The organism is Clostridium sp. K04, assembly GCF_019734375.1.
Lineage (GTDB): Bacteria > Bacillota > Clostridia > Clostridiales > Clostridiaceae > Clostridium > Clostridium saudiense.
In genome coordinates, this window is sequence record NZ_JAASHD010000010.1 from 73,243 (window position 1) to 86,573 (window position 13,331).

At 26.3% G+C, this 13,331-nt stretch carries 11 protein-coding genes; 2 read left to right on the top strand and 9 right to left on the bottom strand.

Going from position 1 to position 13,331, the window contains the following annotated elements; translation table 11 throughout:
- Positions 1–17: 17 nt before the first annotated feature.
- From HCG70_RS06005 to zapA, 7 genes are all read right to left on the bottom strand, one after another.
- The gene (locus tag HCG70_RS06005; protein ID WP_042400302.1) at positions 18–836 is read right to left on the bottom strand and encodes an amino acid ABC transporter substrate-binding protein; all 819 of its coding nucleotides are present in this window, start codon (positions 834–836) and stop codon (positions 18–20) included.
- A gap of 128 nt (positions 837–964) precedes the next feature.
- Positions 965–1,978 carry a hypothetical protein gene (locus tag HCG70_RS06010; RefSeq protein ID WP_042400305.1) on the bottom strand — a complete coding sequence of 338 codons (1,014 nt, stop codon included), beginning with the start codon at positions 1,976–1,978 and terminating at the stop codon, positions 965–967.
- Positions 1,965–2,429, bottom strand: a complete 465-nt coding sequence (locus tag HCG70_RS06015; RefSeq protein ID WP_042400308.1) for a DUF523 domain-containing protein — start codon at positions 2,427–2,429, stop codon at positions 1,965–1,967. Before HCG70_RS06015 ends, HCG70_RS06010 begins: the two co-directional genes overlap by 14 nt.
- Positions 2,430–2,506: 77 nt before the next feature.
- Complete coding sequence (locus tag HCG70_RS06020) at positions 2,507–4,864, bottom strand: endonuclease MutS2 (protein ID WP_042400311.1); 2,358 nt, start codon at positions 4,862–4,864, stop codon at positions 2,507–2,509.
- Between the two features lie 20 nt (positions 4,865–4,884).
- A complete protein-coding gene (locus tag HCG70_RS06025) occupies positions 4,885–5,220 on the bottom strand; it encodes a hypothetical protein (RefSeq protein WP_055275959.1) in 336 nt (111 codons plus the stop codon).
- 16 nt (positions 5,221–5,236) lie between these two features.
- Positions 5,237–7,597 (bottom strand): U32 family peptidase, encoded by a 2,361-nt coding sequence (locus HCG70_RS06030; protein WP_042400316.1) that lies wholly within the window; start codon positions 7,595–7,597, stop codon positions 5,237–5,239.
- Between the two features lie 269 nt (positions 7,598–7,866).
- Positions 7,867–8,877, bottom strand: coding sequence for a cell division protein ZapA (gene zapA, locus HCG70_RS06035; RefSeq protein ID WP_221697560.1), 1,011 nt, complete (start codon positions 8,875–8,877; stop codon positions 7,867–7,869).
- Positions 8,878–9,065: 188 nt separating this feature from the next.
- Between zapA and HCG70_RS06040 the strand changes: the two genes are divergently transcribed.
- Positions 9,066–9,971, top strand: coding sequence for a radical SAM protein (locus HCG70_RS06040; protein ID WP_042400320.1), 906 nt, complete (start codon positions 9,066–9,068; stop codon positions 9,969–9,971).
- Between the two features lie 9 nt (positions 9,972–9,980).
- Here the strand turns inward: HCG70_RS06040 and HCG70_RS06045 are convergent, their stop codons facing one another.
- Positions 9,981–10,505, bottom strand: a complete 525-nt coding sequence (locus tag HCG70_RS06045) for a hypothetical protein (RefSeq protein ID WP_042400322.1) — start codon at positions 10,503–10,505, stop codon at positions 9,981–9,983.
- A 217-nt stretch (positions 10,506–10,722) separates the two neighbouring features.
- On the opposite strand from HCG70_RS06045, the gene HCG70_RS06050 reads away from it, so the two are divergent.
- Positions 10,723–11,025, top strand: coding sequence for a hypothetical protein (locus HCG70_RS06050; RefSeq protein WP_042400324.1), 303 nt, complete (start codon positions 10,723–10,725; stop codon positions 11,023–11,025).
- A gap of 91 nt (positions 11,026–11,116) precedes the next feature.
- Here the strand turns inward: HCG70_RS06050 and htpG are convergent, their stop codons facing one another.
- The gene (gene htpG / locus HCG70_RS06055; protein WP_042400326.1) at positions 11,117–12,997 is read right to left on the bottom strand and encodes a molecular chaperone HtpG; all 1,881 of its coding nucleotides are present in this window, start codon (positions 12,995–12,997) and stop codon (positions 11,117–11,119) included.
- Positions 12,998–13,331: the final 334 nt, after the last annotated feature.

A 13,331-nucleotide genomic window follows, 5' to 3' on the forward strand; every position in this document is an offset into this window, starting at 1 on the left:
TTCTCCTCTCTTTAAAATTAGTTTTCCTTGATAGTTATATCTTCACCAAACCACTTTATAGATATTTCTGCTAATGTTCCTTCATCTTGTAGTTCTTTATATGCCTTATTAAATGCTTCTACCATTTCAGTGTCACCTTTTCTAATACCCACACCATATTCTTCTTCACCAAAATTTTCATCTAATATATTAAATTTATCTTCACCCTTTAAACTTATATAGTATCTTACTAAAATTTCATCTGCTACTACAGCATCAATTCTACCAGCTTCTAAATCCATTAAAGCTTGGTTATTATCCTCAAATGTAATTGCACTTCCACCATTAAAGCTACTATATAACTCTGCTTCTTTTTCCATTGCACTTATAGCAGAAGATTCGTTTTGGGCACCAACTTTTTTACCATTTAAATCATTCTTAGTTTTTATATCGCTATTACCTAATGTAACAATAACTTGTTGATTTTTTAGATATGGCACTGAGAAATCAACCTTCTTTTTTCTATCATCGTTAATTGTATATCCGTTCCATATTAAATCAATATTACCTGAATTAAGTTCAGTTTCTTTCATTGTCCAATCTATTGGTTGAAATTCAACTTCTTTATCTAACTTAGTAGCTAAAGCTTTAGCTAAATCAACGTCAAACCCTGTAATTTCACCATTTTCATCTTTAAAGCCCATTGGAGCAAATGCATCATCCATTCCAACTATTAAAGTATCTTTACTTAAAGTACTTTCTATTTCATTTGATTTTGAACATCCAAATAATGATATGCTTAAAGATAATATACTTCCCCCTAAAATTATATTGCTTATTATTTTTTTTACTTTCATAATGTACCCCCTATTTATCACTTTCTTTATTTAATACTTTAACACATTAAAGTATTAAAAGCAACAGTTTTCTATTTTTTTGTAAAAAAAGAAGAATAAGATATCTTATTCTTCTTTTCTATAAATTATTACCCTAATATTTCAGTTAGATATTTTCTTAGTTCAATGTCTAATGAATTATCTCTTAAATAAAGTAATTTGCTATTAATTTCTTCATCTTTATCATGTAAAGAATAAAAACTTAATGCGGCTTTTAGTCTTAAATCTTCTGAAACTGAAGATAAATCAAACTCACCATCTTCATCCTTTAATATTAATGATAATTCTAAAACTTCATCACTTAATGCTACTGCTTTTAAGAATATTAATTGCTCTCTTGTGAATGTACCAACATTATTTATTATGCTTAAAGTTATATCATACGCTGATTCAATATTATTATCATAAATGTATTTTTTAAAGTATACTTCTAAAGTTTTTAAAACTTTATTATTGTTTTTTACTTGTGATAAAAATCCTAAAGTTGATAATATATTTTCATCACTAAAATTATCCATAATATAAATTATAGAATCTATAATTTTATCTTCTTCTATTCCTTTTGCAGCCATTTTACAAAGTAAATTAACAGCTTTTATGCTATTAGCAGATTTATCATTGGCTATTTTTAATAATTCATCAACACTATATTCATTAAAAGAATATAGTATAGTTAATACAGCATTTTTTACAGCTGTAGGCCATGCTCCTAAACCATTATATCTTCCTTTTAAATATGATGGTTTTGAAATTCCACCGTATAAAAATTCTGTTAAGGCTGATATATTTTCAATTCCTATTTCCTTTGCAGCTTCTTTAGAATATAGCTCCATTGAATCAAAGTTTTGAGACTTATCAACTACTTTTAATATTTCACCAGTTATAAGAGATTTTAATTCTTCTGGAGAAAGCTCTTTAGTATTATGATACTCTTCAACATGATCAATAACAAAATTATAATTAAAAGTATTTTCATTAACTTCTTCTGAATTCATTTGACCATTAAATTCGCCTTCATTAATTTCTTTTATATTTAAAGCTTCATCTAAAGCTATCTCATCATTTTCTTCTTTTTTTCTTTTAAAAAAATCAAATATACCCATTTATATTACCTCCTAAATCCTTTTCACTAATCACTTCTATAGATGCTTCTTTTAAAATTTTTGCTGTAATACCCATTCCAGGTATTTTAGTGCCATTAAAGTTTCCGTCATATATGTAATTAACGCCACAAGAAGGACTTCCTTCTTTTAATATTGCTTTTTTTATATTTAATTTCTTTGCAATATTTAATACCTCTTGTGCACCTTTAATAAATTCCTTGCTAACATTATCTCCATTTTTATTTATAATAGTAATGTCTTTTTGTGAGTTTTCTTTAGAATAGTTTATTATCTCACTTGGAATACGAGGTGTAGGCAATCCCCCTAATTGTTCAGGACAGACTAATATTGCTTTTCCTGAAGAAAATAACTTATCGCATATTTCATTATAATTATTAGCTCCATTATATTTACAATTAACACCACATAAACATGCGCTTATAAGATACATAAAATCCCTCCTTAGTCTGCTTTAATTATAGCATAATAAGGAGGGGTTTCAACTGAATTTACATTAATAATTTATGGTTATTTTAATTCAACAATAGTAACACCATCTCCACCTTCACCATAGACACCAAGTCTATAAGATTTAACATGTGGATGTCTTTTTAACATATCATTAATAGCTTTTCTTAAGACACCAGTTCCTTTACCATGAACTATTGTTACTTCACCTAAGTTACCTAGATAAGCTTCATCTAAATATTTATCAGTTCTATAACAAGCTTCTTCAGAATCCATTCCTCTTAAGTCAATTCTGCTATCAACTGATTTTAAGTTTAATTTAACTTCTCTCTTTTTCTTTTCCTTTTTCTTAGGCTCTTCTGGTACTTTACGTAGATCCTTCAATTTAACATTGATTTTCATTATACCAGCTTCTACTTGTACTTCCCCTTTATTATCAGGATTAGATACTATAATAACTCTTTGATTTAATGAAGGTAAAAATGCTTCCATACCTAAATTAACTTTAGTAATAGCTTCTCCACTATTTTCTCTTGATTTAAACATAGCAGCTTCTTTTTCTTCAAGACTAGCTTTTAATTTTCTTCTTTCTTCTTCTAATCTATTTCTTCCGCCTTCTGCAATTCCCATTTTCTCAAGCTCTCTCATAGCCTTAACTATTTCATCAGCTTCATCCTTGGCTCTAGAAACAATATCTTTTGCTTCTTGTCTTGCTTCATCATAAACTTTATCTCTAACTGTATCTAATTTTTTTAATTTTTCTTCATATTTTGCTTTTAATTTTTCAGCTTCTTCTTTTATATGTTTTGCTTCTCTAGCATCCCTATTAGCTATAATACTCTTTTCTTGTAAATCTCTAATTAAGTCTTCGAATTGTAAATTTTCTTCAGACATAAAGTTTTTAGCATTAGCTATTACAGCATCATTTAAGCCTAATCTTTTTGAAATTTCAAATGCATTAGACTTGCCAGGAACACCAATCAATAATCTATAAGTAGGTCGTAATGTTTCTACATCAAATTCAACAGAAGCATTTTCTACTCCAACTGTACGAAGTGCATATCCTTTTAATTCACTATAGTGAGTTGTAGCTATTATTCGAGATCCTCTTTTAGTTAAAGTTTCAATGATTGCTACTGCTAAAGCAGCTCCTTCAGTTGGATCTGTACCAGAACCTAATTCATCAAATAGTACTAAAGAATTAGCATCTGCATCATCTAAAATTGACACGATATTTGTCATATGAGATGAAAAAGTAGATAAAGATTGTTCTATACTTTGCTCATCACCTATATCAGCAAATATATCTTTAAAAAATCCAATTGCAGAACCATCTTTAGCAGGTATTAAAAGTCCACTTAATGCCATTAGGTGTAATAAACCAACTGTCTTTAATGTAACTGTTTTACCACCTGTATTTGGACCTGTAATCATTAAAGTTGTAAATTCTTCACCTAGATAAATATCAGAAGGAACTACAATTTTTGGATCTATTAATGGATGTTTTCCGCCAATGATATCAAAACTTCTATCTGTTCTTACAGATGGTTTAATAGCATTTAAAGATGATGCATATTTTCCTTTTGCAAATATAAAATCAAGTTCTCTTAATATATCTGCATTGCTTCTTAGAATGTCTATATTATCATACACTTTGGCTGAAAGTTCACTTAGTATTCTCTCTATTTCAGCTTTTTCTTTTAGCATTAATTCTTTTATTTCATTATTTAAGTTTACTAGGCTAATTGGCTCGATAAATAAAGTAGCACCTGTTGAACTTTGATCATGAACTAAGCCAGGAACAGCTCCCTTATATTCAGCTTTAACTGGTATTACATATCTATCTCCTCTCATAGTGTAAAGAGAGTCTTGTAAATACTTTGAATTACTTCTAACAATAGAATTAATCTTTTCTCTAACAGAAGAATTTTTTTCTTTTAGACTTCTTCTAATGTTATATAATGTACCACTTGCTTTGTCGCTTATTTCTTCTTCAGAAATAATAGCAGTATCTATTTCTGTTTCTAAACTTTTTAATGGAGCTAAAATATAAGCTAAGTCTTCAAGATTTTTATACCCAATCTCATCATCTTTTCTTGCAACGTATTCTTTAAATCTTCTTGAGCATCTAAGCATATTTCCTATTTTCATTAATTGCCCAGGATTAAGAGTTCCACCTTTTCCTGCTCTCTCTAGTTCCTCTTTAGTTTCGTGTAATCCCTCAAATGGAGGCGTTCCTTTACGAATTAATATATCTAAAGCTTCATTAGTTTCTTCAAGTTTCTTTTCTACTTCAAAAACAGAACCATATGGTGTAAGGGAATCAATAAGTTCCTTACCCCCACTAGTTACTGCATATCCTCTTAATTTATTTTTAATTTTATTAAATTCTAAAATTCTTAAAGTTCTTTCCTTCATAAATTTCTCCTATACAAATGCTATTTTTTTAATTCTTTATTTAGCTTTTGATTATTAATAATTAATGATATTGTAACTATTGCACTTATAGTTAGTAATGCAATATTAATTATATCTTCATGATTATGATTTTTACCAATAAATGATGAAATTAAAATAAGCATTTCACAAACAGTAATAGCTAATAGTATTATACTTCTTTTCCAGTTTGCTTTAACTTTCCCTGTAGTATTTATTTTTTCATTATAACTCAAACTTTTAAACCAATCTGTTTTTAGTACAGAAGAAGAGCTTCGCATTTGGAAAACACCAAAAATAAATATAATAATTAAAAATACTATGTTTAATATTCTCATAATAACCCTCCTAAAATTATTCTATACCTCTTCTAAATTGACCTTTTGTATAGTTTGCTTTATCATATTCCATTTTACCTACATACATATTTAAAACATTTTTTACTTCATTATATGTTTCATCTCTAAAATCAAATCTAAAAGTTTTTATACCTATATCTTTTAAGTAATTAACTTCATCAAATAAATTTAGAGGTACAGGATTTAAAATGTAGCTTCTACAGAACAAATCTGTCATTACTCTTAATCTTTCATTTACACGATCTATTAAAGTAAATTTATCTCTAGTACAAATTGCATTGCAATCAACATTGGTTTTTCTACCACCAAATGTACTTCCTATTGGACAGTATTCACTTATCATTAATTCGGGTTTACCATAAATCACATAGGCATTGTTGCCATGATTTTTACGTAGTATTTCTTTGATTTCACCTCTATTAAGTTCCATACTTAAAGTTGGAATAGAAATTTCTGATTGATAAAATTCTAAGCTTTGTGTATTCATTATATTAAGTTTATAATCACCTATAATTTGAAGGGAATTTCTATATAGGTTTATTAATCCTACATTAGATGTTATTATTCCTTTTATATAAGGTTTAACTTTTTCTATAACACTACAAACCTTATTAAATTCACCTTTAATTATAGATGAGGTCTTTATATATAAGTTAATATTTCCGTTATACTTTTCAAATGTTTCAATTATATCTGAAAATCTTAATGCATTTTCCTCTCTACTAAAAATATCAAAGGCAATATTATTTATATTACAATCTAGCAATGCATTTAATTGATTTTTTGTAATACAGCTATAAAGCTCTTTAGGAGTATCATCTGTAGCCTTAGGTTTTTCATTTGAAGATGATTTTTTTGTAGGACGTTTTCTTCTTGATTCTTTACAAATGCTTTTTATAAGGCTTTCTATAGAATCTCTTCTTAAGTTGTTTAAATCAGCAACTCTCATAAATCCATCTTCAAACTCTGTAAATTCAACAATGTTTAATTTAAATGGTACATCACCAGATTTAATTAATGCTTCTTTTATTCTTTCTTTATCTAAAGGACGCTTTTCAGCTTTTTGTACAACTTCACCAGCAAAGCAATAATCTTTTCCTTTATATTTTATATTTAATTCTATAGGAGAACCTACAACAAATTTAACAGAGGCATTTAAGGATATTTTTTTAGCATATGGTTTAATATAATCTTCTAACTCATCAAAAAGCTCTTTATTCAAACTTTTATATAGCTGTTCACCATTTTTATAATTAATAGGGAAAATTTTAACTATGTCACCTCTTTTAGCATTACTTTGCTCTTTGCCATTAATTAATATTTTACTTACAGTGAAGCCTTTATCTGCATGACGTATACCATCACCTAATGCAATATCTGCTTTAAGTTTAATTTCTCCATTTTTTTCTACTTGACCTAGAGGTACACCAGTATTTTTTGGAGAATTAAAGCTCATCATATCTTTACCAGTATTACTTTTTAAGTATGCATTAGTAAAACCACTTCTATTAAATAATTGTAATAATTGTCCCTTACCTTCTTGTTCATTATATTTTTTCTTTAATATAACTTTATCTACAGCTTTTCTGTAATTATCAACTACACCAGCTACATATTCAGGTCTTTTCATTCTTCCTTCTATCTTTAATGAGAATGTACCAGTGTCAATAATATCTTTAACATCTTCTATTGTGCACATATCTTTTGGACTAAGTAAATATCCTCTTTGTTCACCTGATTTTTCTCCTTGAAGAGTATATTCCATTCTACAAGGTTGAGCACATCTGCCTCTATTTCCACTTCTTCCACCAATTATAGAACTCATTAAGCATTGTCCTGAATAGCTTATACAAATTGCACCATGTACAAACATTTCAGTTTCAATCATTAATTCTTTAGAAATATGTTTAATTTCATCTAGGGACATTTCCCTTGATAAAACTACTCTGTGAAATCCCTTTTCTTTGAAGTAAATGGCTGCTTCACCATTATGTATTGTCATTTGTGTTGAAGCGTGAATTTCTAAATCATTATATTCTTCTTTTATTCTTTTAAATAATCCTAGATCTTGAATTATTAATGCATCTGCACCTATTTCATATAGATAACCTACATATCTAACAGCTTCATCAATTTCATTTTCTTTTAATATAGTGTTTAATGTAACATATATTTTTACCCCATAACTATGAGCATAATCAATTGCCTTTTTCATATTTTCGTTATCAAAATTTGAAGCATATGCTCTAGCTGAAAATTTATTTCCGCCTAGATACACTGCATCTGCACCTTTATTAATTGCCGCATATAAGCTTTCCATACTGCCAGCAGGTGCTAAAATTTCAATTTTATTCATAAAAATCTCTCCTAAGTTTCAATAATAATGTTATCATTTGTAAAAAATGAATTAGTAAATTAAATTTATAAACATTATTTTACTATTCAACTAATAATCAATTTAGTTAATAATCTCTACTAATAAATTAAAATATAGATTATTATTAAATTTTTAATTACTTTTATTTAGTATTCTTATACTTATAAAATAAACTACTTATTGTTATAACATAATTAAATATGTTTTTCTACATTAATTAAAATAAGCCTGCTCATGATTGAACAGACTTATCTTAATAGTGGGTTTTTTTCTCTTTTTTCAACCGCTAAATTGAATTGACTATCCATTAACTTCTTTTCTAAATCTAATACCTTGTATTTGAAGTTTTGTAATTGGAAATTAATTTCCTTATTACGAGATTTGAATAGCTCTTTTTTATTTAATGCATCTTGCAAATCATTTTCTAAAATAGAAATTTTATTTTCTAATATATTTTTTTCTTCTAAGCTTTGTTTAATATTAAGTTCTTTAAATTCTTTAAGCTCAGCTTCTTTAAATTTAATACACTCATTTAGAGTTGATATATTTTCCTGTAGTTCTGTATTTTGATTAGTATAATATTTAATTTTTAAATTGAAACTTTCTATTTTTTCTTTTAAATCATCATTTTCATCGCTAAGCATAACATTTATTTTTTGAGTTTTTTGTAACTTATTTGAAAGTTCATCATACTCTTCTATAGCAACTCTACTATTTATTTCTTCTGTACAATTTTTAATGGTTGTTTCTAATTTTATATTATCAGAACTTAATTTTTGAACTTCTTCATTTAAGGTATTATTTTCAAATGTTAAATCATTATTTAATTTAGTTAATTCTTCGATTTTTTTCATTAATTCTGAATTAAGTGTTTTAATTTCTTCGTGTTCTTTTAACTTTTCTTCCATTTGGAATATCATTGAATTTAAGGAATCTACCTCGGCAGCTCTAGCTTTTGCAGTCTCATCTATCTCAACTTTTAATTCTCTTAAACGTTCTTTAAGTGTTAAATGACGTTCTTCAAGAGAATTTTTTTTCTTAGTTATATTTCCAATTTCTAAATCACATTTAAAAAGTTCATCTGCTATATTAACAGCAGTTAAAACAGCTGCAGAACTTGTACTAAGTTTTTTATTACTTCCAGAAATTTCTCTAATTTTAGTATCAACGTAAGCTGCAACGTCTAACAAATATTTTTCGTCTTCTTTTCCTCTTAAGTTGTATTCGACACCATTTATTATAACCGTTACCGTATTCATCTTACACCTCTCAACATTTTGATTATGAGTCAATTATACCACAAATAGCAGGAAATAACTATATAATACCTTAAATTGATTAATTCATTATAAATTGCTATACTTTTAATAACTATCTTTTCATTTTATAGTCGAAAGAGTTTATTAACTGAATTAAAAACATGAATTTCACTTATGAGGTGTTAAATATGAATGATATAAATTTATTAAATAGTTGTAATTTATGTATTAGAAATTGCAAAGTAAATAGAAATCAAAATGTTATGGGAGTATGCAAAACATATAATAAAATTAAGATTGCACGAGCTGATTTGCATTTCTGGGAAGAACCTTGTATTTCAGGAGAAAATGGTTCGGGGGCAGTATTTTTTTCAAATTGCAATTTGAAATGTGTATTTTGTCAAAACTCTAAAATATCCCAAAATGGATATGGTAAGGAAATCACTATAAATAGACTTGCAGAAATATTTATGGAATTACAAAATAAAGGAGCAAATAATATTAATTTAGTCACACCAACTCATTATGTTCCTATGATTATTGAATCCATAAAAATAGCAAAAAAAAATGGGCTAGCCTTGCCAATAGTTTATAATACAAATTCTATTGATACTATAGATACTATTAAATCATTAGAAGGATATATTGATATTTATTTACCTGATTTCAAATATTTTAGTGATAAATATTCATTGAAATATTCAAAGGTAAAGAACTATTCAAAAAATGCAATCGAAATAATATCAGAAATGGTTAGACAAGTAGGTCCTCCTGTGTTTGATAATAACGGAATAATGAAAAAAGGAGTAATTGTTAGGCATTTAATGTTACCAGGGTTACTTTTTGATTCAAAAAAAGTTATAGATTTAATTTATAATACATTTAATGATAAGGTATATATTTCATTGATGAATCAATATACTCCATTGTATAATGCAAAGGATTATCCCGAAATTAACAAATCAATAAATCCTAAAGTTTATGATTCTTTAATAAATTATGCATTATCTATTGGTGTTAAAAATGGTTTTATCCAAGATGCCGGAACTGATACAGAAGATTTTGTACCTGACTTTAACAATAAAGGTGTTTAAGGGATAGTATTAAACTATCCCTACTTTACTAACTACACCATCTACTATTTGTTTTCTTTTTTGATTTAAATATTCTCCATAAAGATGTTCTTGCTCATCTAAATCAGTAATATTTTCTATATTATTAACACTAGATAACACTAATTTATTTATATCAAGTCTATAAGTCTTATTTATGCTTGCATAAATTTTATTATATTCCTCTAATCCTCTTGTCTTTTTATACTTTCTAATTAATGAATCTAATGATGTATCGTACTTCTTTATTTTATATACAATTGAATTTAATGTTGTTAGTTTATTTCTCAAGAAATGTTTTTCATATTCTTGTTTAAGTTGAATTAATTCGTTAATTGTATATTCTGAATCATTTATAGTAAACTTTAAAGTTTCACCTTTAAAAGCCATATCTAAGATATCATTTATAATTTCATCATTAGTTTTATTGTATAAATTTTCATTTGCCCCAACAATTTCAAGGCCCTTTTTTAATTGATTGATTTTCTCATTTAATAAATTATTATTTATATTCATAATATCCCTCCACATTATATTACTACTTTTTCTTTGGTATTTGCATAAATATATGCAAAGTTGATTATACAAGATAATAATAGGAGTTGTAAAATATATTTATGTAAATAATATAATTTCCTACTAAAAAGTATTATTAAATTCATATGAAATTCCAATTTCATTTTTATGGATTTTGTCCTATAATATAGGCAAAAGGGTTAGGGAGGAATTAAATATGATTTTAAGATGTATAAATAATAATTTATGCGATAGTTTAACTTTAAACAAGGAATATTATGTTATTGAGGAGACTTCTGATTATTATGTAGTAATCGATGATTCGCAAAATGAAACTACTTGTAAAAAATCTAGATTTACAATTGTTGAAGACAATGACTTATCTAAGAAATGTAAGGCAACTATTAATGAATTAGCTTATCAGTTAGATAATGAATTTAAAGACATAAAGAATTTTACAATTAGAAAAAATTCTAAAGGTGAAATTAAGGAAATTAGTGTTAAATTTAAATATGAATAATAAAAAGAATGTTATTAGAGTTATTTCTAATAACATTCTTTTTCGTTGTTAAGGGAATATTATAAATATTACCTGGGAAATTTTTCAATAACTATTTCATTAATTTACAGATGTCGTTAGTAAATTCAACTGGATCTGATATGCTTAATCCTTCAATTAATAATGCTTGATTATATAAAATATTAGTATATAAATTCAATTTATCTTTATCATTTTCATAGGCATCCTTTAATGCTTTAAAAACTTCATGATTAGCATTTACTTCAAGTACCTTATCTGCTTTTACACCTTGTGCATTAGGCATTTGATTTAATACCTTTTCCATTTCAATTGATAAATCTCCTTCATTTGATAAACAAACAGGATGATTTTTTAATCTCTTAGAAATCTTAACAGCACTAATCTTTCCATTTAAGATATCTTTCATTGAATCAAATAATGCTTTGTTTTCTGCATCATTTTCCTCTTCTTTTATTTCTGCATCATTATTTTCAATACCTAAATCACTGCTTGACACTGATTTAAATTCTTTATCTTTATACTTCATAAGCATTTTAATAGCAAATTCATCAATATCATCAGTAAAGTATAATATTTCATATCCTTTATCAAGTAATAATTCTGTTTGAGGAAGTTTTTCTATTCTATCAATAGATTCTCCAGCAGCATAATAAATATACTTTTGGTCATCAGACATTCTTGTTACATATTCATCTAAAGTAGTCATCTTCTTTTCTTTTGATGAATAGAACATTAGTAAGTCTTGAAGAACATCTTTTTCTGCACCAAAGTTATCATACACACCAAATTTAAGTGTTCTTCCAAAAGCAGTATAGAACTTTTCATAGCTTTCTCTATCATTTCTAAGCATTTTTTCAAGTTCGCTTTTTATTTTATTTTTTATATTTTTTGCAATAAATCTTAATTGTCTATCATGTTGTAATATTTCTCTTGAAATATTTAATGATAAATCTTCAGAGTCAACTATACCTTTTACAAATCCAAAGTAGTCAGGTAATAAATCAGAACATTTATTCATGATCATTACTCCATTAGAATAAAGCTCTAACCCCTTTTCATAATCCTTTGTATAAAAATCATAAGGCATATTTTCCGGAATATATAAAATTGCATTATAGCTAACTGTTCCATCAACACTTAAATGAATATGTTTTAAAGGTTTATCGAAGCCATAGTGTTTTTCTTTATAGAAGTTATCATAGTCTTCTGTAGTAAGTTCATTTTTGTTTTTTCTCCAAATAGGAACCATGCTGTTTACTACTTTTTCTTCTATAATATCTTCATATTCGTTTTCTGAACCTTCTTTAAGTCTTCTTTCAGTTATATCCATTTTAATTGGATAACGAATAAAGTCAGAGTATTTCTTAATTAATGTTCTAATTTTATATTCTTCTAAATATTCATCAAAATTTTCATCTTCACTATTTTCTTTTACATGTAAAATTATATCTGTACCAATAGAATCTTTATAACATGGTTCTATTGTATATCCATCAACACCACATGATTCCCATTTATACGCTTCATTGCTTCCATATGCTTTACTTATAACAGTAACTTTATCTGCAATTAAGAAAGATGAATAGAATCCTACACCAAATTGTCCTATGATATCATAACCATCTTTAATTTCATTTTCTTTTTTAAATTTTAATGAACCACTTTTAGCTATAACACCTAAGTTATCATCAAGCTCTTCTTTAGTCATACCTATACCAGTATCACTAATTTTTATTGTTCTTGAATCCTTATCAAGAGTTACTTTGATGAAATAATTATCTTTGTCAAAGTTTATATTTTCATCTACTAATGCTTTGTAATATATTTTGTCAATTGCATCACTTGCATTTGATATTAACTCTCTTAAGAAGATCTCTCTATGAGTGTAAATTGAATTAATCATTAAATCTAATAATCTTTTTGATTCTGCTTTAAATTGTTTTGTTTCCATAAAACTCTCTCCTTTTTTAATCTCATAAGTTATTGTTAGCACTCAATAACAATGAGTGCTAATACTATAATAATTATTTTACTACTTTAATTTTCATTGTCAATATTATTAATAAAGTATTTACAAAAAAGTAAAAACAATGATAATACTTTATTAATATAAATAATATACTTTACTATATTATTTATATTTGGAGGAATTATTACGGATAAAAGCCATTTAAAGATAAATAGTATTTCATGTGTATTAGAAAATAGATTAATTATAATTTCTGTATATGTAATACCACTACTTTTACTATTTCATTCAAAGTTATGTTATGTTAACTGGTTAT

Excerpts from the sequence above, each read along its gene's own strand:
- HCG70_RS06010 (WP_042400305.1), bottom strand. The coding sequence starts at position 1,978 with ATGGGTATATTTGATTTTTTTAAAAGAAAAAAAGAAGAAAATGATGAG.
- HCG70_RS06050 (WP_042400324.1), top strand. The coding sequence starts at position 10,723 with ATGATTTTAAGATGTATAAATAATAATTTATGCGATAGTTTAACTTTA.
- HCG70_RS06025 (WP_055275959.1), bottom strand. The coding sequence starts at position 5,220 with ATGAGAATATTAAACATAGTATTTTTAATTATTATATTTATTTTTGGT.
- HCG70_RS06020 (WP_042400311.1), bottom strand. The coding sequence starts at position 4,864 with ATGAAGGAAAGAACTTTAAGAATTTTAGAATTTAATAAAATTAAAAAT.
- HCG70_RS06045 (WP_042400322.1), bottom strand. The coding sequence starts at position 10,505 with ATGAATATAAATAATAATTTATTAAATGAGAAAATCAATCAATTAAAA.
- HCG70_RS06040 (WP_042400320.1), top strand. The coding sequence starts at position 9,066 with ATGAATGATATAAATTTATTAAATAGTTGTAATTTATGTATTAGAAAT.
- HCG70_RS06005 (WP_042400302.1), bottom strand. The coding sequence starts at position 836 with ATGAAAGTAAAAAAAATAATAAGCAATATAATTTTAGGGGGAAGTATA.
- HCG70_RS06015 (WP_042400308.1), bottom strand. The coding sequence starts at position 2,429 with ATGTATCTTATAAGCGCATGTTTATGTGGTGTTAATTGTAAATATAAT.
- zapA (WP_221697560.1), bottom strand. The coding sequence starts at position 8,877 with ATGAATACGGTAACGGTTATAATAAATGGTGTCGAATACAACTTAAGA.
- htpG (WP_042400326.1), bottom strand. The coding sequence starts at position 12,997 with ATGGAAACAAAACAATTTAAAGCAGAATCAAAAAGATTATTAGATTTA.
- HCG70_RS06030 (WP_042400316.1), bottom strand. The coding sequence starts at position 7,597 with ATGAATAAAATTGAAATTTTAGCACCTGCTGGCAGTATGGAAAGCTTA.